The sequence below is a fragment of the Janthinobacterium sp. BJB301 genome (assembly GCF_002735685.1).
Taxonomy (GTDB): Bacteria; Pseudomonadota; Gammaproteobacteria; order Burkholderiales; family Burkholderiaceae_D; genus Janthinobacterium; species Janthinobacterium lividum.
The window spans coordinates 439,837-465,837 of the sequence record NZ_PDZJ01000002.1 but is presented as its reverse complement, the minus strand read 5'-3'; the positions used below and the strand labels follow the sequence as shown (position 1 = coordinate 465,837).

Below are 26,001 nucleotides of genomic sequence, written 5' to 3'. Positions count from 1 at the left end.
CATGATCGAACTGCTGCCGCTGGATAATTTGCAGCACTGCCTGACGCAGATGGGCGAGCAGCAGGCATTTGCCGACGCGCACCGCAGCGGCGCCGGCTGGACGCAGATGTACGTGCCCGAGGCGCCGCCATCGCCGCTGCGCGCGCTGGGCCTCACGGCGGACCAGTTGCGCCTGTCGCTGGCCGATGCCTTGCAGCCGTACGACGCCGTGTATACGGGCTACAGCAGTTACCGGGTGGAATGCAAGAATGTGCTGGCCTTTGGCGGCGAGACGACGGAGACCCTGTTTGCGGGCCTGGACGGCGACGGCATCGTGTGCGACCTGTGGTGCAGCGACGCCATGCCTGAACTCATGCTGCTGCCCTTGAAAGAGCAGTTGCTGCTGGCCGACTGGGGCGCAGGGTTGGCGTGTCCGCTGTCCGATGGGGAATTGTTTGCCCGGTATCTGCAGGAATACGAACTGGGCTGATTACTCGCAGGCGATGGCGTTTGGCTGCGCCACCTTGACCACCGACGCCAGGCGCGCCATGTCGTTGCCATCGCCTTGCTCCACATACGGTTGATAGGTGTCGATGACGATGCGCGCACGCGCTTGCCAGCCGCAATTGTCGGCCTGGCGCGCGGGCACGCGCAGCAGCCGGCGCGCCTCGCCATCGTTGGAAAAGCAGAACCACGCATCGTGCGTGGCGGCAGGGCGGGGCAGGCGGCCCCACTGCGCCTTGTCGGGCGCGAAGCAGACGCGGTTGCCGATGATCTGCAGGCTCATCTCGTCCGTGCGCGCGCTGTACTGGCCGTCGAGCACGATGGGCGTTTGCGCCTGCGCAAGCAGCGGCAGTGCGCACAGCAGGAGATGGGGGGGCAGCAGGGCGGCAAGTTTCACGGTGTATCTTTCCGGATCGGCATGGGATGCACCAGTATAACTGCCATGCGCGGCTATGCTTCAGCAAAAGAGCATGGCCTGACACAGCAAGCACAAGTGCAATAAACTGTGTATTTTCAAATAATAAATATCTGTATATTGAAGTGCATCAATGGCGCGCTGCGCGCCATCCTGCATAGTTTTTCCTGCAAGTGGCGTGTCGCCATGTTTGCCGGACACTAGAGGAGAGCATGCGATGCATTCCAGACGAGAGTTTGTTGGCGCGGCAGTCGCGCTGGGAGCCTTGGGCCTGCTCGCTGGCGGCAAGGTGCTGGCGCAGTCGGATGCATTCGATACTTTGCTGCGGCAAGCCATCAACGATCCGTCGCTGCTTGAAGCGACGCGCACTAGTCGCGAGGGCTTCGGCGAGCAGTACGAATCGCGGGCCATTGCGCCGCGTACTCCCTTGTCTTCGCGGGCAATCTCGGAAGCCGCCATCACGCTCATTACCACCTTCGAAGTGACCGACCGCGCGCGCTACGAGGCGAAGTTCCAGCAGCCGATCTGGCCTGCCGGCGAGTCGGGCGTCACGATAGGCATTGGCTATGATTTGGGATACGTCACGGTCGACTGGCTCAACGAAGACTGGGAAGCCCGGCTCGCTGACGGCGAACTGGCAACATTACGCAAGGTCTGTGGTTTGACGGGGGAAGAGGCCCGCGATGCCTTGGCGCAGGTACGCGACGTAGCGGTTTCCTGGGACATCGCCGATCAGCAGTTTCGTACGCGCCTGTTGCCGCGTTACGTGGCGCTGACGCTGGCGCGCCTTCCCAACACGGACAAGCTGTCCGATGACAGCCTGGGCGCGCTCGTGTCGCTGGTCTACAACCGCGGTGCCAGCTTCCGCAAGGATGGCCCGCGCTATCGCGAGATGCGCATGATCCGCCAGCACATGGTCAACGAAGCCTACGATGCCATCCCCGCCGAGTTGCGGTCCATGGCGCGGCTGTGGACAGGCGTGCCGAATATGCGCGGCCTCGTGCTGCGGCGCGAGCTTGAGGCCGCGCTGTTCGAGCGTGGCCTGAAAAGCGCTTAGGTCCGCCCCGGCATCCACCCTGGCCAACCGAGGAGTGATATCGTGCATCCGATCAAACGCATCCTAGCCCTGCTCTGTATCGCCGTGTCCATGCTGCTGGCCTTTCCCTGCCAGGCACAATCCGGCCCGCCCAAGCGTGTCGCCTTATTGATCGGCAACTGGGATTACGACCAGAACGGGAAATTCGATCCCACGCCATCGGGCGATTACATTGCCGACCTCAAGAATCCTTGCAGCGATTCGGATCTGGTCAAGAGCCAGCTGGCCAAATTCGGGTTCGAGATCCATGACTATTGCAATGTGGACCAGGCAACCTTCAACGCCCGTGTCGCCGACTTTGCCAGCAGCCTGTCGGACTTGCCCAAGGGATCGATTGTCTTCCTCTTTTATTCCGGCCATGGCATGCAGTATCACGGCCACGCGTTCACGGTGCCGGTGCTGTTCCGGATGGATCATGCCGCATTCAGGAAGGACGATGACCTGGAGCAGTTCAAACTGCTGCAAAAGAATGCCAACAACGTCGCCGAGATGCTGCAGAAATTGCCGGATGATAAGAATGTGGCACTCGTCGTGGCATTGGACAAATGCCGCGACGTGCCGGTCGACGAAAAGGTCACCTACAGCGAGGCCGTGTCGATCCGCACCGGGCCGAACACGCTGATCCAGTACGCCACCACCGCCGGCGACCGCACGCCCGACAACGACGGCAAGGGCCATAGCGCCTATGCGCTGGTGTTGGCCGACGAACTGTCGAAAGGCGGCGACATAGGCGATATCATGGCCGCCGTCGGCATCCGCGTCTGGCGCCTGTACGACAGCGGCAAGCGCGACACTTATGCCGAAACCAACGTTGGCCCTGCCTTCTCCGCCCTGAAGTTCAATCCGCTCAAGACCGGCATGTCAGCCGCGCCGCGCAACGTGGCGGCTACCGTCAGCCGCAAGCGCCTGATGGTGCGCGATCGCTACGATGGCGTCACGCTCGACATCTTCTGGTGTGAAGGCGATGGCGAGCAGGCGCGCTATGCCTTTGCCACGTCGCTGGCGCGCGACATTGCCATGCGGGCCAGCGAGTTGGGCGTGGGGCGCGTGATGGTCAAGCCCCTGTCGCAAGACATGAACAATAACAATGGCTACAACGTGCATCGCAACATCATGCGCTACGACCAGGCCTATCCGCTCGAGCGGGAAATGCTCTTCAAGATCGCCAGTGCCTATCCGGTCGGTAACTTCCTTCCGCAGCGCGGCGTCGGCGTCAATGGACAGGCGACCCAAAACTATGTGTCGGCATTCGTGTGCGGGCGGCTGGCCGACGGGCGGGCCGATGTGGCTGCATTGGAGCATGCCAGCGGCCAGCGCTAAGCTGGGCAGGCGGCAAGCGCAAAAAAGGGCTACGCGCCGAAGCGGGTAGCCCTGATCTGTACTGCTGTATTCGTGGTAGGCCGTGCGGGATTCGAACCTGCGACCAACGGATTAAAAGTCCGCTGCTCTACCAGCTGAGCTAACGACCCGAAAGAGGCCGCATTATATATCAGTTGAAAAAGAATGCAAAGCATTCCTGTGAGAAAGTGCTGGCCCGCTAATGCAGGGCTGCCGTGAGCTTCAGCACTTCGTCGATGCTGGTCGTGCCATCGATGATCTTGCGCGCGCCGGCGATGCGCAGCGGCGTCATGCCGTCGAGGATGCTCTGGCGGCGCAGGGCATGCAGGTCGGCGCCTGCCTTGACCAGCTGGCCGAACGTTTCCGTCACGCCCAGCAGTTCATAGATGCCGGCACGCCCCAGATAGCCGCTGTGCCGGCACAGGGCGCAGCCGACGGGGCGGTACGTGGCGGCTGGCCGCTCCAGCTGGCCGCCTGTCAGGCGCTGCCACGCCGCGGCACCGGGAGCCGTGTCCAGCTGCTTGCAGGCCGCGCACAGGCAGCGCAACAGGCGCTGCGCCAGCACGCCGGCCAGGCACGCTTCCAGCAGATAGGCGGGCAAGCCCAGTTCCAGCAGGCGCATGACGGCCGAGGGCGCGTCGTTGGTGTGCAGGGTCGACAGCACCAGGTGCCCGGTCAGCGCCGCCTGGATGGCCATCTCAGCCGTGGCCAGGTCGCGGATTTCGCCCACCATGATGATGTCGGGGTCTTGCCGCATCAGCGCCCGCACGCCATCGGCAAACGACAGTTCGATGCCGGCCTGGGTTTGCACCTGCATCTGGTTGAAGGCCGGTTCGACCATTTCGATGGGGTCTTCCACCGTGCACACATTGACTTCGCTGCCGGCCAGCGCTTTCAAGGTGCTGTACAGCGTGCTGGTCTTGCCCGAACCGGTGGGGCCCGTCACCAGCACGATGCCGTGCGTGCGCGCTGTCAGCTGGCGCCAGCGTTCGGCGTCCGCCGGCGGAAAGCCCAGCTCGGCCAGGCTCTTGACGGCCACTTCCGGGTCGAAGATGCGCATGACGAGCTTTTCGCCGAAGGCTGTGGGCAAGGTCGACAGGCGCAGCTCGATTTCCTGGCCCTGCGCATTGCGCGTCTTGATGCGCCCATCCTGGGGCCGGCGTTTTTCCACCACGTCCATGCGCCCCAGCAACTTGATGCGCGCCGTCATGGCCAGCAATACCACGGGCGGCAGCTGGTAGGCCTGGTGCAGGCGGCCGTCGATGCGCAGGCGCACGAGCCCCGCGTCGCGCTTCGGTTCCAGATGGATGTCGGAAGCGCGCTGGGCAAACGCGTATTGCCACAGCCAGTCGACGATGCGCACCACGTGCTGGTCGTTGGCGTCGAGGCTGGTCTTGTTGCGCCCCAGTTCCACCAGTTGTTCGAAATTGTGGCGCAGCGCCAGGTCTTGCGTGGAGGCTTGCCGGGCCACCTTGACGGAACTGGCCAGGCTGAAAAATTGCGCGATGGCGTCGGCGATGTGCAGCGGGTTGGCGATGACCAGGCTCAGCTTGCGCGGCGCCAGGTTTCCCAGCTGTGCCTGCCAAGCGAGCGCATATGGCTGGGCTGTGGCGATGACGATGCGCTCAGGCGTGCTTTCCACGGGCAGGATGTTGAAGCGGGCCGCATAGCCGGCCGTCATGACGTCGGCCACCTGGCTGAAATCGATGTGCAGGGGATCGATGCGCACATACGGCAGGCTGGAGCGTTGCGCCAGCCAGGCGCACAGGGCATCGAGCGTGAGTGCGCCGTGGGCGATGCTGCACAGCGGATGCAGGGCGGGTGCCGGCAGCAGGGTGGCCTGGGCGTCGATGGCGGCCGCTTGCGCCGCGTCGAGCAAGCCGTCTTCCTGCAGCCAGGCCAGCAGCTGCGGCAGTTGCAGCGGCGTATCGGGAGAAGGAGGGGATGCGGGCATGGCCGGCGCCTTTCCGGGCTGCCGGCCTTGCCTGGACTTGCCGGCGGTTACAGGGTGCTGACGATGCCCTTGACCCAGGACTTGGCGGGCAGCTTGGTCTCGGCGACGATCTGCTTGGCGCGTTCGAGCAGGGCGGCTTGCGCTTCCGTATCGAGTGCCACTTTCGTCTTGAAAGCGATCGCCACCACGTTCCCATCATGGACTTCCGGCAGGCAGATCACCTGTTCAAACGCAAACTTCATCGCCTTGATGTTCTTTGCGTAGCTGGGATGGTCGCCGAACAGGTTGACCGTCATGATGCCGTGCGGCGCCAGGCAGGCGCAGCAGGCGGTATAGAACTCGGCGCTGTCCAGCACGGGGCCGCGCGCCGTGGCGTCGTACAGGTCCACCTGCAGGGCGTCCAGGGTGCCGTGGTTGGCATCGTCGTTGACGTAGTCGAGCGCATCCATCTCGCGCACGTGCAGGCGCTCGTCGTTGGGCGGCAGCTTGAACATCGAGGCGCAGATGGTGATGACGGACGGATTCAGTTCGATGGCCTCGACCTGCGCCTGCGGGAACTGGCGGTAGCAGAACTTGGTCAGCGCGGCCGTGCCCAGGCCCAGCTGGGCGAGGCGCTGCGGCTGTTCGATCCACAGCATCCACGCCATCATCTGCTGCGCGTACTCGAGCTCCGGCCAGTCCGGCTTGCGGATGCGCATGGCGCCCTGCACCCATTCCGTGCCGAAATGCAGATAGCGCACGCCATCCATTTCCGACAGGGTGACAGGGGCATAGCGGGGCTTGCGCGCAGGGCGCGAGGATTCGACTTGTTCGATGGATTTTCGTTTGATAAGCATAAGGCGGCCTGAAAGTGTGCCGCATTATAGCCCGCGCCGGGGCGCCATAAAAAATGCCAGCCCCATGAGAAAGACATGGGGCCGGCATTTTAGTACTGAGTAACAACGCTTGACAGAAGCGTCGCGAGCGGAAGGCAGAGGTGGCCGAGAAGCGCAACCGTACTCCAGTACGGTGAGCATCGCAGGCCACCTATGCCGACGCGCAGCAGCTTATGTCAGGCGTTACTGTTGAGCTGGCTCGATGGAGACGCGCAGACGGATGCGTTCGCCCGGATCGTAGGACATGATGCTCGTGTAATTGCGGCCGCGGTAGTCGTAGGTGACCTGGTAGCCATTGTTGCGCGATTCCCAGTGGTCGACCTGACGGCATTGCTTGACGGCTTGTTCCTGCATGCCGCCCTGGTAATTGTTCTGGTTGTCGACACGGTCGCCGACGACGGCGCCGGCAATCGCGCCAGCAGCCGCTGCGGCCGTGCGGCCATTGCCGCCACCGACCTGGCTGCCGAGCAGGGCGCCGGCGATACCGCCGACGATGGAGCCGCCAGCGCTGCGCTGTTGCGGCGGTGCCTGGACTTGCACGTATTCCGTGCGGCACTCCTGGCGTGGACGGTTGATCTGTTCCACTTGCGGCACGACGCGCACGACCTTGCCGAAATCTTCAAAGTCGGCGGCCTGGGCGAGTGGCAATGCACCGATACAAAGGGCTGACATCATCAATTTGGCTTGCAAGTTCATTTGTAACCTCGTTATGTAGAGAATCTTTCAGGGTATTTTTTACAACTTGGGACTATAGTAATCCCGCCAGACGGCGACAAGTGTTTCGCATGGCAACAAAATGTAACAGCCCAAGCCCCTTGCCCTACAGTCTGTAACATGCACTTTCAATCGATACAAGATGTTGAAATGACTTGAAACCAGCGGTTTGTAACAAATCTTGCGTTTGACATCATATTCGGGTTGATTCATGCAGGACAACACGTTACCCTAATACGCGTATGGCTTATATAAAATCGCACTGAATCGCATAAAAGTTGATACAGATCGAATCACCGCGTGCGCATTGACCCGCGTGCGGGGATGCAATAAGAAGAGCAGCTAGAAGAGATCCATACATAACAGGTCGATTTGAGGGAAAAATGAGTTTGTTACTAACCGTGCCGCCCAACCTTGTCCAGTCCATCCGTGCCTTTCGCGTGACCGAATTACAAGACGAGGCGATCCGTCTCGGGCAGCACTTTTTATATGCGCATTGCAACGCTGGACAGACCAAACAACAAGTCATCGGCATTATTGCAGAAGCATTCCTGTTTCCGAAAAACCTGGCGAAGAATTTCGATGCCCTGCGCCTGTGCCTGACGGACACCATGTCCAAGGCCGGCACGCAGACGGGTTTCCTGGTGGTGCTCGAGCAATTGCCAAATACGCAAAAATTCGACAAGGAAGCGCGCGAGATCCTGCTCGACGTATTCCGCGACGCGACCGACTACTGGGCCGAGAAGAAAGTCCCGTTCCGCGTCTTCTATTCGTTCGAGTAAATACTTACTCTTGCCGCGGCGCCGTCAAACCGGCTTCCCGCGCAGGTGAGAATCGGCATCTTCGGGCGGCTGCGGCGCGCCGGCGCCCATGTTGCGCCGCAACAATAATGCCGGCCTTTCTAGATTCGCATCGCCATAGCGGGTACAATGCGCGCTATGAAAAATATCGTTATCCTCATTTCCGGACGCGGCAGCAACATGGAAGCGGTCGTGCGCGCGGCGCAAGCCGAGCAATGGCCAGCCCGTATTGCCGCCGTCATCAGTAACCGGGCCGATGCCCAGGGACTGGTTTTTGCCGCGGAACACGGGATAGCGACGGCAGTCGTTGCCAATAAGGATTATGCCAGCCGCGAACAGTTCGATGCGGCGCTGCAAGCCGTGATCGACGGCTTTGCCCCCGACCTGGTCGTGCTGGCCGGTTTCATGCGCATCCTGACGCCGCCCTTCGTCGAGCATTACGCGGGGCGCATGCTCAATATCCACCCGTCGCTGCTGCCGCTGTTCCCGGGCATGGCGACGCACCGCCAGGCGCTCGAGGCGGGCGTAACGGAACACGGCGCGACCGTGCATTTCGTGACTGCCGAGCTCGATCATGGCCCGGCCGTGGCGAGCGCGAAAGTCCCCGTCTTGCCAGGCGACACAGAAGAGAGCTTATCGGCGCGCGTGCTGGTAGAGGAACATCTGCTTTACCCGCGCGCCATCCGCCTGTTCATTGACGATAAACTGTCAGTCGAGCATGGCCAGGTCCGCGTGGACCCTCAATAAAATATTACAGGAAGAATAACAATGAGATTGCCACCAGCGATACTTGCCAATGCTGAAGAAGTATTGCGCGAAATTTTACGTTTCACGGCCCCGGCCGACACCACCCTGTCGCGCTATTTCCGCGACCATCCGCGCCTCGGTTCGCGCGAACGCGGCGCCATTGCCGAAGGCATTTATGCCGTGCTGCGCAACAAATCGTTCTTCACGGACTTCGCCGAAGCGGGCAGTGGCCCGACCATGCGCCGTTTGACCATCCTCGGCCTGGCCGAAGCCGTCGGCGCCGACTCCTTGGGCGGCCTGACGGAAGAAGAAGTGGAATGGCTGGAACGCATCACGCAGATTGACCGCAGCCTGATGCCGTCGAATATGCGCGCCAACATGCCGACCTGGCTGTTCGACAAGCTGATCGCCCAGTTCGGCGAAGCGGAAACCATGAAGCTGGCCGATGCGCTGAACGCACCGGCGCCGCTGGACTTGCGCGTGAACTCGCTCAAGGCCACGCGTGAGGACGTGATGCTGGCCCTGGCCGAAGCGCCTATCCTCAGCACGCCGACGCCGTATGCCCCGCTGGGTTTGCGCGTGATCAAGAAGCCATCGTTGCAAAACCTGCCATTGTTCCAGAGCGGCGCCATCGAAGTGCAGGATGAAGGCAGCCAGATCCTGTCGCAAATCGTCGGCGCCAAGCGCGGCGAAATGGTCGTCGATTTCTGTGCCGGCGCGGGCGGCAAGACCCTCGCATTGGGCGCGCTGATGCGCAACACGGGCCGTTTGTACGCATTCGACGTGTCGGAAAAGCGTTTGGCCAAGCTGAAGCCGCGCATGGCCCGCAGCGGCCTGTCGAACGTGCATCCGGTGCAGATCGCGCATGAGCGCGATGCCAAGATCAAGCGTCTGGCCGGCAAGATCGACCGCGTGCTGGTCGATGCGCCATGCAGCGGCCTGGGCACCCTGCGCCGCAATCCGGACGTGAAATGGCGCCAGCAGCCGAATTCCATCGTCGAGCTGCAAGCCAAGCAGGCAGCCATCCTGGCCGGCGCGGCGCGCCTGGTCAAGGGCGGCGGCCGCCTGGTGTATGCCACCTGCAGCTTCCTGAACGAAGAAAACGATTTTATCGCCGAGCAATTCCTGGCGGCCCATCCGGACTTCACCCTGGTGCCGATGAGCAAAGTGCTGGCCGAACAGAAGATCGAGCTGGAAATGGGCGACTACCTGAAATTGTTGCCGCATCTGCACCAGACCGATGGCTTCTTCGCCGCCGTGTTCGAACGCAAGGTCATGCCGAAAAAAGTCTACGCCGATGAAAAGCCGGCCGACGACGTTGACGCTGAACCAGCCGAATAAGGCTGTCACGGGCCGCCGCTGCAGCATCGCAGCGGTGGCCATGCACTTGCGCCGGCCTGTCTGGCGCAAGCTGTGGGCACCCCGCCCGGTTATTCCCCCGCACCATCTTCCAGACGCCATCCGCCATGAACGAAACCCCGCTGCTCAACCTGATCACTGACTTTGTCGACGATTTCCGTCAACCGGCCATCCTGTGGCAGGCGCTGGTCATCGTCGCCTGCCTGGCGCTGAGCTGGCTGCTGGTGCGGCAGTTGCGCGTGTTCCTGCACCAGCGCGCGGAAGCGGCCGCCACGCCGGCCACGCCGGAAACCTTGCAGCGCACCGATAGTTTCATCCGCATCCTCACGCCCGTGCTGGCGGCCATGCTGCTGGGTATTGCGCAGCATTTCCTCGCCAAGTTCCAGTCGGTCAATCTGCTCAGCATTGCCATCCCCCTGTGCACCTCGATGGCGCTGGTGCGCTTCGGTTTTTATGTGCTGCGCCGCATTTTTGCCCGCCATGGCGACATCAGTCCCACCATGCTGCTGCTGGAAAAGATATTTACAGTCGTGGTGTGGGCCGGCATGGCCCTGTACATCACGGGCCTGTGGCCGGAATTGCATACCTTCCTGGAAGGTATCGTCGTGCCGCTGGGACGCAACAAGGTGTCCGTGGCTGCCATCTTGCAAGCCGCTATTTCCGTGGCCGTGCTGCTGGTGCTGGCCATGTGGGCTGGCACCTCGCTCGACGAGCGCCTGATGAAAATGCAGGGCCTGCACACTTCCTTGCGCGTGGTGATGTCGCGCATGGGCCGCGCCGTGCTGATCCTCGTTTCCGTGCTGGTCAGCCTGTCGCTGGTGGGCATCGACCTGACGGTGCTGTCCGTGTTTGGCGGCGCCTTCGGCGTGGCGCTGGGCTTTGGCTTGCAAAAGATCGCCGCGAACTTCGTGTCCGGCTTCATCATCCTGCTGGACCGCAGCCTCACCATCGGCGACATGATCACGGTGGGCCAGTTCACGGGCAAGGTCACGCAAATCAATACGCGCTATACTGTGTTATTGGGGGGCGATGGCGTTGAATCCATCGTGCCGAATGAAATGCTGATTTCCGGCGGCGTGCAGAACATGTCGCTGAGCAACCGCATGGTCTGGCTGTCGACGGCCGTGTCGGTGGGCTATGAAACGGATCTCGATGTCATCTTCCCCTTGCTGGAAGCGGCGACGGCCAAGGTGCCGCGTGTGTCGCAAAGCAATCCGCCATCGGCCACCCTCGTGCGTTTCGGCGCCGACGGCCTCGATGTGCAGATCGGCTTCTGGATCGCGGATCCGGAAAACGGCACCGGCGGCGTGAAGTCGAATGTGAACCGCGCCATCTGGCGCACCTTGCAGGAACATAAGGTCACTGTACCGTTTCCGCAACGCGAATTGCGTATTGTTGGTACGCCTCCTGCCCCGCTCGCCAGCGCGGCAGAGGGTGAGTCCGCCCCATCCGGCACCCAGCCTTAACCTCGCTGCCTGCCTCCGATTTTGCCTGACCGCACCCATTAGGGCGTACAATCACGCCTAAAATTAACTCTGCCGGACCTCCAGAATCACTGGAGCGACCGTGCGCACGCCCTGTCCACTTGGAGTAGCAGTAATGACATTGAGTTCCGTTTTACACGACGTTTTGCAGTTCATGGCAACTGGCATTACCGATCTGTCCGCATGGCAAGTTTTCCTGTACACCATGGTGGTCACGCATATCACGATCGCCAGCGTCACGATTTACCTGCACCGCCATCAGGCCCACCGCGCGCTGGAATTGCACGCCATCCCCAGCCATTTCTTCCGTTTCTGGCTGTGGCTGACGACGGGCCAGGTCACCAAGGAATGGGCGGCCATCCACCGCAAGCACCACGCCAAATGCGATACGGAAGAAGATCCGCACAGCCCCGTGACGCGCGGCATCAAGAAAGTCTTCTGGGAAGGCGCCGAGCTGTACCGCGCTGAATCGAAGAACATGGAAACCATGGCTAAATACGGCCACGGCACGCCGACGGACTGGATCGAGCGCAACCTGTACACCAAATACAGCTGGCTGGGCGTGGTGTCCTTGTTCGTCATCAATTTCATCCTGTTCGGCGTGATCGGCATTTCCGTGTGGGCCGTGCAAATGATGTGGATCCCGATCACGGCAGCCGGCATCATCAACGGCATCGGCCACTACTGGGGCTACCGCAACTACGACTGCGCGGACGCGGCCACCAACATCATTCCGTTCGGTATCCTGATCGGCGGCGAAGAGTTGCACAACAATCACCATACCTATGCGACGTCGGCCAAGCTGTCGTCGAAATGGTATGAAATCGATATTGGCTGGGCGTATATCCGCGCGCTGGAAATGCTGGGCCTGGCCAAGGTGAAAAAGCTGGCGCCGGAGCCGAAGTTTTCGCACGGCAAGCTGGAAGCGGATTTCGAGACCTTGCAGTCCGTCATCGCCAACCGCTACGATGTGATGGCCAAGTATGCGAAATCGATCAAGCATGCCTGGAAGGAAGAGCTGGAACACCTGAAGCACAAGGCCGAGCTGGAAAAGCGCTTCCTGAAATCGTCGCGCAAGCTGATGCAGCGCGAGCCGGGCAAGCTGGCTGATGCGCATCACGAACAGTTGTCGGAATTGTTCCAGCACAGCAAGGCGCTGGAAACCATGCACCACATGCGCGTGGAATTGGGTGCCATCTGGGAACGTTCGCACTTTACGCGCGAGCAATTGCTGCAAAAGCTGCAAGACTGGTGCACGCGCGCCGAAGCGTCGGGCATCAAGTCGCTGCAAGATTTCTCCCTGCGCCTGCGCAGCTATGCTTGATCGCACGGTGAGGTGACATGAGTGGCTCCGCTTGCGGGGCCATTTTTTTTGCCCTGAGCGTGAAGGCGACGGGGGCTTCGCGTGGCATTTCCCGAGAATGTCGATTTGCCAAAATAATAATTTTGTGAAATACTTTCCTTGTTAATTAGTTAAAATAGGAAAGTTTGCATGGCAATGTTAATACGAAGTGCGTTTATGGGATGTGTCATGGCGGCGCTCTCTGCCTGCGGTGGCGGTACCTCGGTGCCAGAACCGGCGAGTCCCAATCCTGGCATCCCCAATCCTCCACCCGTTGTAAAAAGCAGCCTCGCGCTCAGCGGCACAGCGGCGACCGGCCTGGCCCTTGTCGATGCCTCCATTCAGGCGAAATGCCAGGTGGGCAGTGCACAGGCGCGCACCGGGCCGGATGGTGCTTATCAAATGGAAATTGTCGAAGGGAAATTTCCATGTCTCCTGCAATTGACCGCTCCCGTCAATGGCATCAAATTGCATTCCGTTGTGGTCGGAGCGGGGAGTTCGGCAACTGCCAATATCACGCCCCTGACCGACATGCTCAGCTCGCGGTTGTTTGGCCGTGATCTCAGTGCCTTGTTCCCGGACATCGACGCGGCATCGCTGGTCAATACAGTCAATGCCGCCAATGTGCTTGCCGCACAGTCGGATATCGTGAATCTGTTGCAGGCAAAGTTCAGTATCAGCTTCTTGCAAGACTTTATCGGCACGCCATTGAAGGCCGCGACCGCGGCAGACAAGGCTGGCGGGGATGCCCATGACAGGTTGCTGGACCGCTTGGGTTCCTATTTTAATTCCATTCAGCTCGGATTGATTAACCAGGCGCTGGTATCGGGGCAGACGGTTGATGACATCAAAAAGCTCATCGTTGAACTCAAGGCCGTACCGGTGGCGCATGCCGGAAAGCCGCAAGCGGTAGCAACTGGGGCGACAGTCTCGCTGGATGCGAGCGGCAGCCAAGTTGCACCCGGTGTCACGGCAAATTTCAGTTGGTCTATTATTGGCAAGCCTGCCACGAGTGTGGTGGAGCTGAGCCTGGCGAACACCGCCAAGCCAACTTTTGTCGCGGATAAGCCCGGAAGCTACATGTTCAGTGTTCTCGTCGATTATCCGGGCGAGCGCTATGTGAGTACTGCCATTGTTGAAGTAACGGCGCAATTGGACGCGCCATATCAAACCACGCCGGCCGTCAGCGGCGCGCCGAATGGCGGCATGTATGGTGACTACTGGAAGCTGGAATTTACCGGAGCGAATGCCGGTTTTTGCGACGTGCTGTTTGTCTCTCCCTCTGGTAGCAGCTATACGCCGGGTATGTGTATTTCCAACGGAAAACTGTTGGGCGACTTTGCACTGCGTGGTGATGTGGAAAAAACTGGAAGCGTCACGCTGAATATGCGGGTCAATCCGCATATTCCCGAAAGTACGCAAACTGCCGCCATCTTTCGTGGCGTATTTGGGCAGGACGGGACCGGGGCGGGTACGTGGAGTATTCCAAACAGCGCTGCAAACGGTGCCTGGACCGCAACGCGCTATATTGGCCGGCAGCCATATCGCAGCGTGACGCTGGCAAATCCCGATGCGGGCTCGTTTGCCTCCGGAACCGATGCCGCGGCAGGCGTCTGGCGCCGCCCATCGACAAAAATCTATCCTGAATTCGCGCTGGTATTACCCGGCGGCGAAACGGCTTGGCAAACCGGCTCGCCGTTTTCAAGCGGAATGGTGCATGTATTTGGCGAGTTTCTCAGCGACGGTGCCATATGGCAGCTTGGAAACAAGAGCACGGTTCACACCTCCACGTCGATTGAGGGCATTCAGGCATCTGGCACCATCGTGCCGAAAACGCGCATCGTGGGCACAATGTCTGCCGCTGCTGGCAAGACGGTGACGTTGTCCTTCGATTCTTATGGTATTGAGAATGCGCTGGCGTTGAGCTTGGCCGATATCAGCGGGACGTATGTGGCTGGCGGCGCCAGTTACATTGCGCCGGATGGCAGCATCAGTGGCACGACAGAGGCTGGCTGCCGGGTCCAGGGGCGTATTGCCCCCATTTCTCCCGATTCGAAGGCCAACCTGTTCCGCCTGAAGCTGACATTTTATGGACCAGCGTCCAACCCGGCAGCGTGCTATGAAACGCAAATGGGGCCGGACTATGATGGTTATGCATTCATGGAAGTATCGGAGGGCGAGCGTTATTTCTATACCTTGTTACGGCCAAGCGGCGTACCTGTCGGCTATACCACGCCAGTCGGTTTCTATCCACGGTATATTCTAGGCATGAAGATTCGCTAGCATCCGGCTGCGGGGGCGTACGGCGTATGTCCCCAATCCGATGTCGGGCGATTCGAGGCGGGTTGCCGGGGTGGGCGGCTTGCAGGCCTGGGTGCTTGGGCAATAAAAAAACCGCTCATCGGAGCGGCTTTTTCATCAGAGAACACAATATCAATTACTTGATTTTGGTTTCTTTGTACGTTACGTGCTTGCGTGCTTTAGGATCAAATTTCATGATCTCCATTTTCGCAGGCGTCGTACGCTTGTTTTTGGTGGTCGTGTAGAAGTGACCCGTACCGGCGGTCGATTCTAACTTGATTTTGTCGCGGCCTGATTTTGCCATGATAGCTCCCTTATTCTGCTAATTAGACTTTTTCGCCACGAGCGCGCATATCGACCAATACGGCGTCGATGCCGACTTTATCGATGACGCGCAGACCGGCGTTGGACAAACGCAGGGAGACCCAGCGGTTTTCAGATTCAACAAAAATACGACGATTCTGCAAGTTAGGCAAAAAACGACGTTTGGTTTTGTTGTTTGCATGGGAAACATTGTTGCCGACCATCGGCTTCTTCCCAGTGACTTGGCAAACACGTGCCATGGCGCACTCCTTAAAGATATTCCAAATTGGAAAAACGAGAGTATATCCAAAATAAGCAGATTTATCAATGACTTGCGAAAAACAATTGTGTCGTGTTGTATTGAAATAATTTAACAATTTGACTTTTCCCCTTCGTCATAGGGGGAAGCACTGGTAAACAGTGCTGTTTACTGTTAGATAAGCGTCTTGCTGCTATCACGTATGTCCTTGTTTACACATGGTTAACTGCTGCCTGGCCAGCCCCGGCCTAGATCTGGCCGTGTTCCGAGAAGGAATGTACTTGCCGCCCGGCAACGACGAAATGGTCGAGGATGCGCACGTCCACCAGCGACAACGCTTGCACCAGCGCGCGCGTCAGCAGCAAGTCCGATTCGCTGGGCTCCGGCGTGCCGGACGGGTGGTTGTGCGCCAGCATGACGCTGGCCGCGTTGTGCAGCAGGGCCTGCTTGACCACTTCGCGCGGATACACGCTGGTGTGGGTGAGGGTGCCGCGAAACATTTCCTGCGTCGTGATCAGGCGGTTCTTGACGTCCAAAAACAACACGTGGAACGCTTCATGCGCCAGGTGGCCCAGGGTCAGGCGCAAATAATCTTTTACGGCGTGCGGCGAATTGAGGGCCTGGCCCGCTTGCAAGTCTTCGATGATGGCGCGCCGCGCCAGTTCCAGCACGGCTTGCAGCTGGGCGAACTTGGCGCTGCCCATGCCGTGCACGGCGGAAAAACTCACGAGGCTGGCGCCAAACAGGCCACGCAGCGAGCCGAAGTGCTCGACCGTGTCGCGCGCCAGTTCCACGGCGCTCTTGCCGCGCACGCCCGTGCGCAGGAAGACGGCCAGCAATTCCGCGTCCGACAGCGACTGCGCGCCATCCTCGATCAGGCGCTCGCGCGGCCGTTCGCCGGCCGGCCAATCCTTGATGCCCATCTTGCCTCCCGTTCGCGCCCGGCTCGTCGTGGCGCCTGCCAACGATTGTCGCGCCTTCCCCGGGCGGCCATGCTGCGCTAGCTCGTCTTCATGGCGAATCATATGAAAAAAACAAAAACCAAGATGCCCGGCCTGGCCATTTTCAAGCGCTATGATTTGCCTGTCGTTGCACTTCATGCAAGTTGCAGCGGCGGGGAGTCAGGGCCCTGAACTCAATGTCTTCCACTTGTTTTACAGGAGTCGTCATGCCGTACATCAAAGTTATCAATGGAGTCATGCAAGAGTTCAACGCCGCCGGCGTCAACACGGGCAAGGTCAGCGGCATCGGCCTCAATGCGCACGCGTATCTGGAGCGCCGTCAATGGAGCGCTACCGCACCGCTGGCGCCGGAAGTGGAACATCCTGATTACAGTACCGATTTGCCTTATCTTGCGGCCAACGGCTTCAAGTACATCCAAGTGATGGTGGCGCCCTTCAACGGAAGAATGGCTAGCGACACGGGCTACCAGACCTGGGACTATGTTGTTGGCGAGCCAAAGTTTGCAACCGACAACACGCTAACCGCGCTCAATATCAAGCCAGAATACTGGGCTGCGGTGCAGGCGCTGCTTGACTATGCGTTAGCCAATGGCATCGGCATCATCGCCTGTCCATTCTGGAATCCCTTTGCCGTGCCGGAGTTGGTGGGGGAAGCGGGCGCTACGGGAGCTACGCCGGACCAGCACGATGCCGCCGCGCGTGCCGCACTGGCCAATCCACAATCGAAAACACGCCACTACATGCGTGCCTTTGCCAAGGCGTTTGCGCAGCGCTACAGCAACCACGCCGGCATCGCCGCCTGGATGGCTGCACAGGAACTGATGGCCATTGCCAAGATAGACTTGGCTACCACCCGCGAAATCATCCAGGAAACGGCGCAAGCGCTGCGCGACAACGATGCCCTGGGGCGGATGATTTCCTCGGGTAATGCAGGAATCCCCGCGTATATACCGCACCAGGGTACCCTCGAACAATACATTGCGGAAACCCTGCCATTGATAAATCCGGATCCCGTCGACTGTATTTGTGAAAACCTGTTCTTGAATAATGAATATGTCAGCAGCGCCATGAACAGCAACGCGGATCTGCCGGCCGACTTCGTCTCGTCTTCGCTTGCCTACCTGCAAGTGATGCAGCGCGCTGCCCATGCCTTGGGCAAGCCGTATTACCTTGGCAGCTTTTGCCTGTCGAAAGAGCAGGAAACGGCGTTGCAAGATACCGAACGACAAGACAACCTGCATGCCTTGCTGAGCGCCATACGCCGTACGGGCGTGCAACTGGCATGCTATTGGGCCTGGAATGCGGGGAAAACCATGGAGCGCGCCGGTTTGAACCTGGTGGAGACGCCGGGGTACAGTAACAAACGCAAGGCTGTCTGGGACGCCTTGCGCGGCCAAGATGCCATGCGTCCAGCACCGCCCAAGCCCTGTTTCGGCGTGACGAAGACCTTGCAATTCAAGCCTGGCCTGCTGCTCACCGTGCCGTCGTCCGTGCGCTACGAGAGCGCGGATTTTTCGCTGTCGTATTGCATCCGGCAACAGGACTTCTCCTCGACCGTTGCTCTGGCGCAGGCTTTTATCGCGCATCAGGCGAACAAGAAAGGATGGGGGCTGCTGACGCAGGATATCAAGACGTTCCTGTATTTATTCAATGGCGTTGGCGACAATGGCCTGGGCGCCAACAGCAATGGGCATGGCTTGAAGGTGGACATTCCCAACCGCTGGTTCCGCTGTACTTATACTGTGAAGCATGATGGACGCATCAGCCTGTATGTGGATGATTTCCTCATGTATCAGAGTTTGCAAAACATGGCGCCGCCATTCTTGAATGCCACTGGCACCCCGCTGGTGATCGGCCGCGCCGTGCATGCGCTGGAGCAGGGCGCGCCCGCCTGGCAGTTGTCGGACGTCATCCTGTACGACCGCGTGCTGACACCGAAGGAAGTGTATGACTATGGCCAGTATGGCATCGTGCACCGGCCCGTGGGACGCTGGAAGCTCGACGGCAACCTGGAGGACAGCTCCGGCTTCGGCAATCACGCCAGCACGGCGGGCGGGTTGACGTACGTCAACGTCTGATTCGCCGATCCGGCGTCGGATGTGTTGCGCGGCCATGTTTTTTGACAAAAGCATGGCCGCGCCGAGATGGCATGGGGCGCGCTGGCTCAGGGTGGCTTACAATATCGTTTTGCACCAGTTACTTGAAAACTACTATGTCCAACGAGCAACCAGCAGTCGTCACCGAAGCGGCTTACCTCACCCTGCATTATCGTCTTGCTACTGTTGACGGTACTGACATTGTCACGACCTTCAGCGGCAATCCCGCGACCTTGATGCTGGGACAGGGCCAGCTGGCGCCGTTCCTCGAGCAGCGCTTGCTGGGCTTGCCTGAAGGCACGCACCAGACGTTCGAGCTGGCGGCCGGCGAAGGCTTTGGCGAGCGTAATCCCGAGCTGGTGCAGTCCGTCTCGCGCGCTACCCTGGACGAGAACTCGGTGCCCGGTGCCGACTACAAGATCGGCGACCTGGTCGACTTCGCCGCCCCGGGCGGCGGCCGCTTTGCCGGCGTGCTGCGCGAAATGCGCGACGACTCGGCCCTGTTCGACTTCAACCATCCGCTGGCTGGCCAGCCGCTGCGCTTTGAAGTCAAGCTCATTTCGGTCCTGTAAGGAGTAGCGATGGATAAAGAACTGTTACTGGCCCAGCCCCGCGGTTTCTGCGCTGGCGTCGACCGGGCGATCGAAATCGTCGAACGCGCCTTGCAGCAATTTGGCGCACCGATCTATGTGCGCCATGAAATCGTCCACAACGCCTATGTGGTGGCCGACTTGCGCAACAAGGGCGCCATCTTCATCGACGACCTCGATGACGTGCCTGCTGGCAATACGCTCGTGTTTTCCGCCCATGGCGTGTCGAAAGCCGTGCGCGCCGAGGCGGAATCGCGTGGCCTGAGCATTTTTGATGCGACTTGCCCGCTGGTCACCAAGGTGCACATGGAAGTGGGCAAGATGCGCCGCGAAGGCCGCGAGATCATCATGATCGGCCACGATGGCCATCCCGAGGTCGAAGGCACGATGGGCCAGGCCGATATGGGCATGCATTTGGTGGAAACGCTCGAAGATGTGGCGAAACTGCAGGTCGCCAATCCGGAGAGCCTGGCCTATGTTTCGCAAACAACGTTGTCAGTTGACGACACTAGCGACATTATTGCGGCCTTGAAAGCGAAATATCCGAATATCGCCGAGCCGAAAAAAGGCGACATCTGCTACGCCACCACGAACCGTCAGGAAGCCGTGAAATTCATGGCCCCGCAAGTGGAAGTGGTGATCGTCGTCGGCAGCCCGAACAGCTCGAATTCGAACCGCTTGCGCGAAGTGGCCGAGAAGATGGGCACGCCTGCCTATATGGTCGACAATGCCTCGCAAATCGACCCCGCATGGCTGGAAGGCAAGCTGCGCGTGGGTGTGACGGCTGGCGCCTCGGCGCCCGAGGTGCTGGTGCAAGCCGTCATCGACCGCTTGAAAGAGTGCGGCGTGCGTAGCGTGCGTCCGCTCGACGGCGTGCAGGAAGCCGTCACGTTCCCGATGCCGAAAGGCCTCGATGGCATCAAGCGCGACGTCGCCTGAGTCTGTATGGCTGTTGAGTATCGATGAAATAGTTACCTCAAAACCGAATTTAATTCGGAAATGATCGATTTATTCCAAGCTTAGTTTTTGCAAAAGATCGTTATGATTGCCTCAAGCTTGAATATGTTGTCGTTATGACTAAGCAAGGTCACGCCCGTTTTCAGTGCGTGCACCATGCTGGTGAGAACGGTCCAGGGATGGCACTGCAGGAATTCTTCCTCCGGTGCCGTTTTTGTATCAGCGACCCATGTTCTGGCGGAAGTTGTTCCCGAAAAATGCATATTTGATAGGGCAATCATGGATACATTCATCCAGCAGATCATTAACGGCTTGGTGTTGGGCAGCATGTATGCCTTAGTCGCCCTCGGTTACACAATGGTGTACGGCGTTCTGAACCTGATCAACTTCGCCCACGGCGACGTGCTCATGATCGGCGCCATGGTGGGCCTGACCATCCTCAAACTGCTGGGCATCTATGTGCCGGACTGGCCCGGTTACCTGAAACTGGCCACCGCCATCCTTGGCGCCATTCCCATCTGTATTCTGGTCAATATCATCATCGAGCGGGTCGCCTACCGCCGCCTGCGCAACGCCCCCCGCCTCGCCCCCCTGATTACCGCCATCGGCGTCTCCATCCTGCTGCAAACCTTCGCCATGATGATCTGGACGCGCAATCCCTTGCCCTTTCCGCAATTGCTGTCGACCGACCCCATCAACATAGGCGGTGCCGTGATTTCGCAAACGCAAGTGCTGTTGCTGGCCCTGGCCGCGCTGTCGATGGGCGGATTGGTGTTGCTGGTGGAAAAAACGAAAATGGGCCGCGCCATGCGCGCCACGGCGGAAAACCCCCGCGTGGCAGGACTCATGGGCGTCGATTCCGACAAGGTCATCGTTGCCACCTTTGCCATCGGCGCCGCGCTGGCGGCCGTGGCGGGCGTGATGTGGGGCGCCAACTACGCGTCCATCCAGTTCTCCATGGGCGCCATCCCCGGCTTGAAGGCCTTTTGTGCGGCCGTGCTGGGCGGCATCGGCAATATCTATGGCGCCATGCTGGGCGGTATCTTGCTGGGCATTATCGAGAGTCTGGGCGCCGGCTATATCGGCGACATCACGGGCGGTTTCCTGGGCAGCCACTACCAGGATATCTTTGCCTTCGTCGTGCTGATCATCGTGCTGACCCTGCGCCCGTCCGGCATCATGGGCGAACGCGTGGCCGACCGTGCCTGATGTGAAACTGGGAGATTAAATCATGGCACTACTCGATTTTGACGCTAAGAAAAATCCGACCAAAGCCTATGCCGGCATGCTGGGCCTGGCCGCGCTGCTGATGGTGTTTCCGTTTTTTGCCGCCCAGTTCGGCAACTCGTGGGTGCGCATCATCGACATGGCCTTGCTGTACATCATGCTGGCCCTGGGCCTGAACATCGTCGTCGGCTTTGCCGGCTTGCTTGACCTCGGCTACATCGCCTTCTATGCCGTGGGTGCCTACCTGACGGCCTTGCTGGCCTCGCCCCAGTTCGCCATCCTGCTCGAATCGGTGGTGAACCAGTATCCCGTGCTGGGCGAAACCCTGGTGCAGCTGATGGGGCCGGAAATCCGCGAAAACGGCATCCACCTGTCGATCTGGATCATCGTGCCGCTGGCCGCCTTTGTTGCCGGCCTGTTCGGCGCCCTGCTGGGTGCGCCCACATTAAAACTGCGCGGCGACTACCTGGCCATCGTGACCCTGGGCTTTGGCGAGATCATCCGCATCTTCATGAACAATTTGAACGACCCGATCAATTTCACGAATGGGCCGCAAGGCATCAATCTGATCGACCCGATCCGCATCTTCGGCGTCAACCTGGCGGGCGAGGCGGGCACCAACAGCACCGTCATGGTGGCCGGCTTTTCCATGCCGTCCGTGAATGCGTATTACTTTTTGTTCCTCTTCCTGTGCATCGCCGTCGTGTTCGTCACCAAGCGCCTGCAGCATTCGCGCCTGGGCCGCGCCTGGGTAGCCATCCGCGAAGACGAGATCGCCGCCAAGGCCATGGGCATCAATACGCGCAACGTGAAATTGCTGGCCTTTTCCATGGGCGCTTCGTTCGGCGGCGTGGCCGGCGCCATGTTTGCCTCGTTCCAGGGTTTTGTTTCGCCGGAATCGTTCTCGCTGACGGAATCGATCGCCGTGCTGGCCATGGTGGTGCTGGGTGGCATCGGCCACATCCCCGGCGTGATCCTCGGTGGCGTGATCCTCGCCTCGATACCGGAAGTGCTGCGCCACGTGGTGGAACCGGCCCAGCAGGCGCTGTTCGGCCACGTGGTGATCGAGGCGGAAGTGCTGCGCCAGCTGCTGTATGGCCTGGCCATGGTGTTGATCATGCTCAACCGTCCTGCCGGCCTGTGGCCATCGCCGAAGCACGAAGACCGGCCCGACCACGATGTGGACCAGCCGAACAAATCCACCGGCGTCGTGTCCGCTTAAGGGAGGGATAGCATGAGCGAACAGATCATTCTCAATATTGCCGGCGTGAATAAACGTTTCGGCGGCTTGCAGGCGCTGACCGACGTGGGCATCACCATCCGCCAGGGCCAGATATATGGCTTGATCGGCCCGAACGGCGCCGGCAAGACGACGTTTTTCAACGTGATCACGGGCCTGTACCAGCCCGACACGGGCACCTTCGAGCTGGCCGGCAAGCCGTATTCGCCGTCCGCGCCGCACAAGGTGGCCAAGGCGGGCATCGCCCGCACCTTCCAGAACATCCGCCTGTTTGGCGACATGACGGCGCTGGAAAACGTCATGGTGGGGCGCCATGTGCGTTCGCACCAGGGCGTCTTCGGCGCCATCTTCCGCCACAAGGCGGCGCGCGAGGAAGAGGCGTCCATCCGCAAGCGGGCCATGGAGTTGCTCGATTTCGTCGGCATCGCCCAGTTCGCCAGCCGCACGGCCCGCTTCCTGTCGTATGGCGACCAGCGGCGCCTGGAAATCGCCCGCGCGCTGGCCACCGATCCGACCCTGCTGGCGCTCGATGAGCCGGCGGCGGGCATGAATGCGACGGAAAAGCTGGCCTTGCGCGAATTGCTGGTGAAAATCAAGGCCGAAGGCAAGACCGTGCTGTTGATCGAGCACGACGTGAAACTGATGATGGGACTGTGCGACCGCATCACGGTGCTCGAGTATGGCAAGCGCATTGCCGAAGGCTTGCCGGCCGAAATACAACAAAACCCGGCCGTCATCGAGGCTTACCTGGGGGGATCGCACGCATGAGTAATATATTGAAGGTGGCGGGCCTGCACGTGGCCTACGGCGGCATCAAGGCGGTGAAAGGCATCGACCTGGAAGTGAACGAGGGCGAGCTGATCGCCCTGATCGGCGCAAACGGCGCCGGCAAGACGACGACCCTGAAAGCCATCACGGGTACTTTGCCTGCCTGCAAGATCGAGGGCACGATCAGCTACCTGGGCGAGTCGCTGAAGGGCACGAAATCGTTTCATCTGGTGGAAAGGAAACTGGCCATGGTGCCGGAAGGGCGGGGCGTGTTTACCCGCATGTCGATCCGCGAAAACCTCATGATGGGCGCCTACACGCGCACGGACAAGGCGGGCGTCGAGGACGATATCGCCCGCTGGTTCGACGTGTTTCCCCGCCTGAAGGAACGGGCGGCGCAGATGGCCGGCACCCTGTCGGGCGGCGAGCAGCAGATGCTGGCCATGGCGCGTGCCCTGATGAGTCATCCGAAGCTGCTGCTGCTCGATGAGCCATCGATGGGCCTGTCGCCCATCATGGTCGAGAAAATTTTCGAGGTGATCCGCAAGGTGTCGTCCGAAGGCATCACGATTTTGCTGGTCGAACAAAATGCCCGCCTGGCCCTGCAGGCGGCGCACCGCGGCTATGTGATGGATTCCGGCCTGGTCACCATGGGCGGCAACGCGGCCGCCATGCTCGACGACCCGCGCGTGAAGGCGGCGTATCTGGGGGAGTAAGAGGGATCAGGCATAAAAAATGCCCCAGCTGGGCTGGGGCATAATGGCATCCGTCGGGGAAGTACGGGATGGATGCCTGGAGGAGCCGATAACAGCGGACCGCCGTAGCGGTCGCGCAGGAATTACTTGGCAGCGCGCGGCACGACTTTTTCAGCCGCTTGCGTGAACTGGTTCACGGCCGAGGTCAGGTTCGCTTCGATGGCTTCGACGGCTTGCTTGCTGGTTTTCGAGAATTGCTCGTAGCCTGCATTGGCGTTGCCGATGGCGCTTTTCAGGATGGCGACGGCGTTTTCCGAACCGGCTGGCGCGTTCTTGGTGACTTCTTCCACCAGCGACAGGACTTTGCGGTTGGTTTCAGCGATCTGCGATTCAGCAGCTTTGCTGAACTCGGCTTGCGTGCCGGACGTGATGGCAGCCAGGTGACGGCCGTAAGCGATGGCTTTTTCAGCGCCAGGCTGGGCTTGGGCAGCGGTCAGCGAGAAGAATTCTTGTGGATCTTTTGCCGACAGCAATTGCTTGGCGGCGGCGGTCGATTCTTCCAGCGTTGCCTTGGCAGCGGTCAGGTTCAGTTCGACGATCTTTTCGATGCCTTCGAAGGCTTTGCCCGTCAACGACGAGAACAGGGCGAATTGGGCTTCCAGGTTGGCTTTGGTAGCGGACGAAAATTGCTCAGGAATTGAAAACATATAAATCTCCAAAAAATCGAAATCTGGTTAATTTGATGCTGCGTGTACCGTTTGGGAAAGCAGGTGAATCTAAATTTTTCAAGCTGAACAAGAATTGTGCAACGCAACAAACCCTATTCTACGGCGAAAAAAAACGAAGTCAAGCGATTCTTGTGCGATGCAACAATTGAATAGATTTGCATCAAAAGCCATTGTTTCTAAACGGAAATATTTGATTTCTGAGTGTTAATGGTTTAGCCCTAAACCATTATTTCCCCGCCTTTCAGGACGGGTGCGGCGCAGCATGCTAGACTTTGCCTCCCGCACTGGCGCAGCGCTCCGGTGCCGATCCTGTTTCCCGAGTTGATACCATGTCCAATCTTCCCGCCGCGGCTGGCGCCAGCGGCAAAGCCTCTTTCCTGACGACCCTGGCGCCGATGGCCTTGCCCGGCTTCTTCGTGTTGTTATGGAGCACAGGTTTTATCGTGGCCAAGTTCGGCTTGCCGTATGCGCCGCCGCTGACCTTCTTGCTGCTGCGCTTCCTGGGTGTGCTGGTAATCCTGCTGCCGCTGGTGCTGCTGTTGCGCGCGCCGTGGCCCGTGGGCCAGTTCCGCCAGATCGCCGTGGCCGGCATATTGATGCAGGCCGGCTACCTGGCCGGCGTCTGGTGCGCTATCAAGCTGGGCATGCCGGCCGGCCTCTCTGCGCTGATCGTGGGCATGCAGCCCGTGCTGACGGCCTGCGCCGCGCCCCTGATCGGCGAATCCGTGCGCCCGCGCCAGTGGATGGGCCTGTTCTTTGGCTTGCTGGGCGTGGCCCTCGTCGTGTATGCGAAGATCAACCTCGTGGGCCTGACGGTGGAAAGCGTGCTGCTGTGCGTGTTCGCCCTGCTGTCGATGACGGCCGGCACCATGTACCAAAAACGCCACTGCCCGCAATTCGACTTGCGCACCGGCACAGTGGTGCAGTTTGCCGCCTCCATCGTGGTGGTCTTGCCGTTCGCCCTGTATTACGAAGGACTGGACTTGCATTTCAGTAATGTGCAATGGACGGCGAATTTTATCGGCGCCTTGCTGTGGTCGGTACTCGTGCTGTCCATCGGCGCCATCTTCCTGCTGTTCGCCCTGATCCGCCGCAGCGATGCGACAAAAGTGACGGGCCTGCTGTACCTGACGCCGCCCACGACGGCCGTGATGGCCTGGCTGATGTTTGGCGAAGCGTTCAATATGCTGGGTATCGCCGGCATGCTGGTGGCCGTGGTCGGCGTGGTGTTCGTGGTCAAGAAATAGACTAGATATAGCGGGAGAGCA

Annotated in this window: 25 protein-coding genes and 1 tRNA gene; 17 read left to right on the top strand and 9 right to left on the bottom strand. The window is 60.0% G+C overall.

The features are described 5' to 3' along the window. The first annotated feature begins 1 nt into the window (after window position 1). Window positions 2-469 (top strand): hypothetical protein, encoded by a 468-nt coding sequence (locus CSQ91_RS15430; protein WP_143451036.1) that lies wholly within the window; start codon window positions 2-4, stop codon window positions 467-469. On the opposite strand, the gene CSQ91_RS15425 is transcribed toward CSQ91_RS15430, so the two are convergent. Beyond that, the gene (locus tag CSQ91_RS15425) at window positions 470-880 is read right to left on the bottom strand and encodes a hypothetical protein (protein WP_099388861.1); all 411 of its coding nucleotides are present in this window, start codon (window positions 878-880) and stop codon (window positions 470-472) included. 235 nt (window positions 881-1,115) lie between these two features. Here CSQ91_RS15425 and CSQ91_RS15420 point away from each other — a divergent pair, with 235 nt between their 5' ends. Both CSQ91_RS15420 and CSQ91_RS15415 read left to right on the top strand, forming a co-directional pair. Further along, entirely contained in the window at window positions 1,116-1,955 is an 840-nt protein-coding gene (locus CSQ91_RS15420) for a hypothetical protein (RefSeq protein ID WP_143451035.1), read from the top strand. A gap of 42 nt (window positions 1,956-1,997) precedes the next feature. After that, window positions 1,998-3,314, top strand: a complete 1,317-nt coding sequence (locus CSQ91_RS15415) for a caspase family protein (RefSeq protein WP_099388859.1) — start codon at window positions 1,998-2,000, stop codon at window positions 3,312-3,314. Window positions 3,315-3,387: 73 nt separating this feature from the next. Here the strand turns inward: CSQ91_RS15415 and CSQ91_RS15410 are convergent. From CSQ91_RS15410 to CSQ91_RS15395, 4 genes are all read right to left on the bottom strand, one after another. Further along, a tRNA-Lys gene (locus CSQ91_RS15410) sits at window positions 3,388-3,463 on the bottom strand. Window positions 3,464-3,531: 68 nt separating this feature from the next. Next, entirely contained in the window at window positions 3,532-5,286 is a 1,755-nt protein-coding gene (locus CSQ91_RS15405; RefSeq protein WP_180278441.1) for a GspE/PulE family protein, read from the bottom strand. A gap of 47 nt (window positions 5,287-5,333) precedes the next feature. After that, window positions 5,334-6,122 carry a spermidine synthase gene (locus CSQ91_RS15400; protein ID WP_099388858.1) on the bottom strand — a complete coding sequence of 263 codons (789 nt, stop codon included), beginning with the start codon at window positions 6,120-6,122 and terminating at the stop codon, window positions 5,334-5,336. A gap of 222 nt (window positions 6,123-6,344) precedes the next feature. Continuing rightward, window positions 6,345-6,857, bottom strand: a complete 513-nt coding sequence (locus tag CSQ91_RS15395) for a glycine zipper 2TM domain-containing protein (protein WP_034785134.1) — start codon at window positions 6,855-6,857, stop codon at window positions 6,345-6,347. Window positions 6,858-7,258: 401 nt separating this feature from the next. Between CSQ91_RS15395 and CSQ91_RS15390 the strand changes: the two genes are divergently transcribed. From CSQ91_RS15390 to CSQ91_RS15365, 6 genes are all read left to right on the top strand, one after another. Beyond that, window positions 7,259-7,657: a barstar family protein gene (locus CSQ91_RS15390; protein WP_099388857.1), complete on the top strand. Its 399-nt coding sequence runs from the start codon at window positions 7,259-7,261 to the stop codon at window positions 7,655-7,657. 156 nt (window positions 7,658-7,813) lie between these two features. Further along, the gene (gene purN, locus CSQ91_RS15385) at window positions 7,814-8,422 is read left to right on the top strand and encodes a phosphoribosylglycinamide formyltransferase (RefSeq protein WP_034785137.1); all 609 of its coding nucleotides are present in this window, start codon (window positions 7,814-7,816) and stop codon (window positions 8,420-8,422) included. 21 nt (window positions 8,423-8,443) lie between these two features. Then, window positions 8,444-9,763 (top strand): RsmB/NOP family class I SAM-dependent RNA methyltransferase, encoded by a 1,320-nt coding sequence (locus tag CSQ91_RS15380; protein WP_070281345.1) that lies wholly within the window; start codon window positions 8,444-8,446, stop codon window positions 9,761-9,763. Between the two features lie 125 nt (window positions 9,764-9,888). Continuing rightward, window positions 9,889-11,247: a mechanosensitive ion channel family protein gene (locus tag CSQ91_RS15375; RefSeq protein WP_099388856.1), complete on the top strand. Its 1,359-nt coding sequence runs from the start codon at window positions 9,889-9,891 to the stop codon at window positions 11,245-11,247. 172 nt (window positions 11,248-11,419) lie between these two features. Next, the gene (locus CSQ91_RS15370; protein ID WP_369811458.1) at window positions 11,420-12,589 is read left to right on the top strand and encodes a DesA family fatty acid desaturase; all 1,170 of its coding nucleotides are present in this window, start codon (window positions 11,420-11,422) and stop codon (window positions 12,587-12,589) included. 207 nt (window positions 12,590-12,796) lie between these two features. Beyond that, a complete protein-coding gene (locus tag CSQ91_RS15365; protein WP_180278440.1) occupies window positions 12,797-14,890 on the top strand; it encodes a PKD domain-containing protein in 2,094 nt (697 codons plus the stop codon). A 154-nt stretch (window positions 14,891-15,044) separates the two neighbouring features. Here the strand turns inward: CSQ91_RS15365 and rpmG are convergent, their stop codons facing one another. From rpmG to radC, 3 genes are all read right to left on the bottom strand, one after another. Further along, a complete protein-coding gene (gene rpmG / locus CSQ91_RS15360) occupies window positions 15,045-15,212 on the bottom strand; it encodes a 50S ribosomal protein L33 (protein ID WP_010400929.1) in 168 nt (55 codons plus the stop codon). A gap of 22 nt (window positions 15,213-15,234) precedes the next feature. Then, window positions 15,235-15,471 (bottom strand): 50S ribosomal protein L28, encoded by a 237-nt coding sequence (gene rpmB, locus CSQ91_RS15355; RefSeq protein ID WP_010400928.1) that lies wholly within the window; start codon window positions 15,469-15,471, stop codon window positions 15,235-15,237. 247 nt (window positions 15,472-15,718) lie between these two features. Further along, the gene (gene radC / locus CSQ91_RS15350) at window positions 15,719-16,393 is read right to left on the bottom strand and encodes a RadC family protein (protein ID WP_070256677.1); all 675 of its coding nucleotides are present in this window, start codon (window positions 16,391-16,393) and stop codon (window positions 15,719-15,721) included. A gap of 245 nt (window positions 16,394-16,638) precedes the next feature. Between radC and CSQ91_RS15345 the strand changes: the two genes are divergently transcribed. From CSQ91_RS15345 to CSQ91_RS15310, 7 genes are all read left to right on the top strand, one after another. Then, a complete protein-coding gene (locus CSQ91_RS15345) occupies window positions 16,639-18,510 on the top strand; it encodes a LamG-like jellyroll fold domain-containing protein (RefSeq protein WP_034785163.1) in 1,872 nt (623 codons plus the stop codon). A gap of 134 nt (window positions 18,511-18,644) precedes the next feature. Then, window positions 18,645-19,100, top strand: a complete 456-nt coding sequence (locus tag CSQ91_RS15340) for an FKBP-type peptidyl-prolyl cis-trans isomerase (protein WP_034785165.1) — start codon at window positions 18,645-18,647, stop codon at window positions 19,098-19,100. A gap of 9 nt (window positions 19,101-19,109) precedes the next feature. Further along, entirely contained in the window at window positions 19,110-20,057 is a 948-nt protein-coding gene (ispH, locus tag CSQ91_RS15335) for a 4-hydroxy-3-methylbut-2-enyl diphosphate reductase (RefSeq protein WP_034785166.1), read from the top strand. A gap of 297 nt (window positions 20,058-20,354) precedes the next feature. Then, on the top strand, window positions 20,355-21,284 hold the full coding sequence (locus CSQ91_RS15325) for a branched-chain amino acid ABC transporter permease (protein ID WP_034785168.1): 930 nt from the start codon (window positions 20,355-20,357) through the stop codon (window positions 21,282-21,284). A 22-nt stretch (window positions 21,285-21,306) separates the two neighbouring features. Continuing rightward, window positions 21,307-22,524 carry an ABC transporter permease subunit gene (locus CSQ91_RS15320; RefSeq protein WP_034785169.1) on the top strand — a complete coding sequence of 406 codons (1,218 nt, stop codon included), beginning with the start codon at window positions 21,307-21,309 and terminating at the stop codon, window positions 22,522-22,524. 12 nt (window positions 22,525-22,536) lie between these two features. Then, a complete protein-coding gene (locus CSQ91_RS15315; protein ID WP_034785170.1) occupies window positions 22,537-23,310 on the top strand; it encodes an ABC transporter ATP-binding protein in 774 nt (257 codons plus the stop codon). Then, complete coding sequence (locus tag CSQ91_RS15310) at window positions 23,307-24,026, top strand: ABC transporter ATP-binding protein (protein WP_070256673.1); 720 nt, start codon at window positions 23,307-23,309, stop codon at window positions 24,024-24,026. Before CSQ91_RS15315 ends, CSQ91_RS15310 begins: the two co-directional genes overlap by 4 nt. 122 nt (window positions 24,027-24,148) lie before the next feature. On the opposite strand, the gene CSQ91_RS15305 is transcribed toward CSQ91_RS15310, so the two are convergent. After that, window positions 24,149-24,712, bottom strand: coding sequence for a phasin family protein (locus tag CSQ91_RS15305; protein ID WP_070256671.1), 564 nt, complete (start codon window positions 24,710-24,712; stop codon window positions 24,149-24,151). Between the two features lie 350 nt (window positions 24,713-25,062). Between CSQ91_RS15305 and CSQ91_RS15300 the strand changes: the two genes are divergently transcribed. Further along, on the top strand, window positions 25,063-25,980 hold the full coding sequence (locus tag CSQ91_RS15300) for a DMT family transporter (RefSeq protein WP_099388854.1): 918 nt from the start codon (window positions 25,063-25,065) through the stop codon (window positions 25,978-25,980). Window positions 25,981-26,001 lie beyond the last annotated feature (21 nt).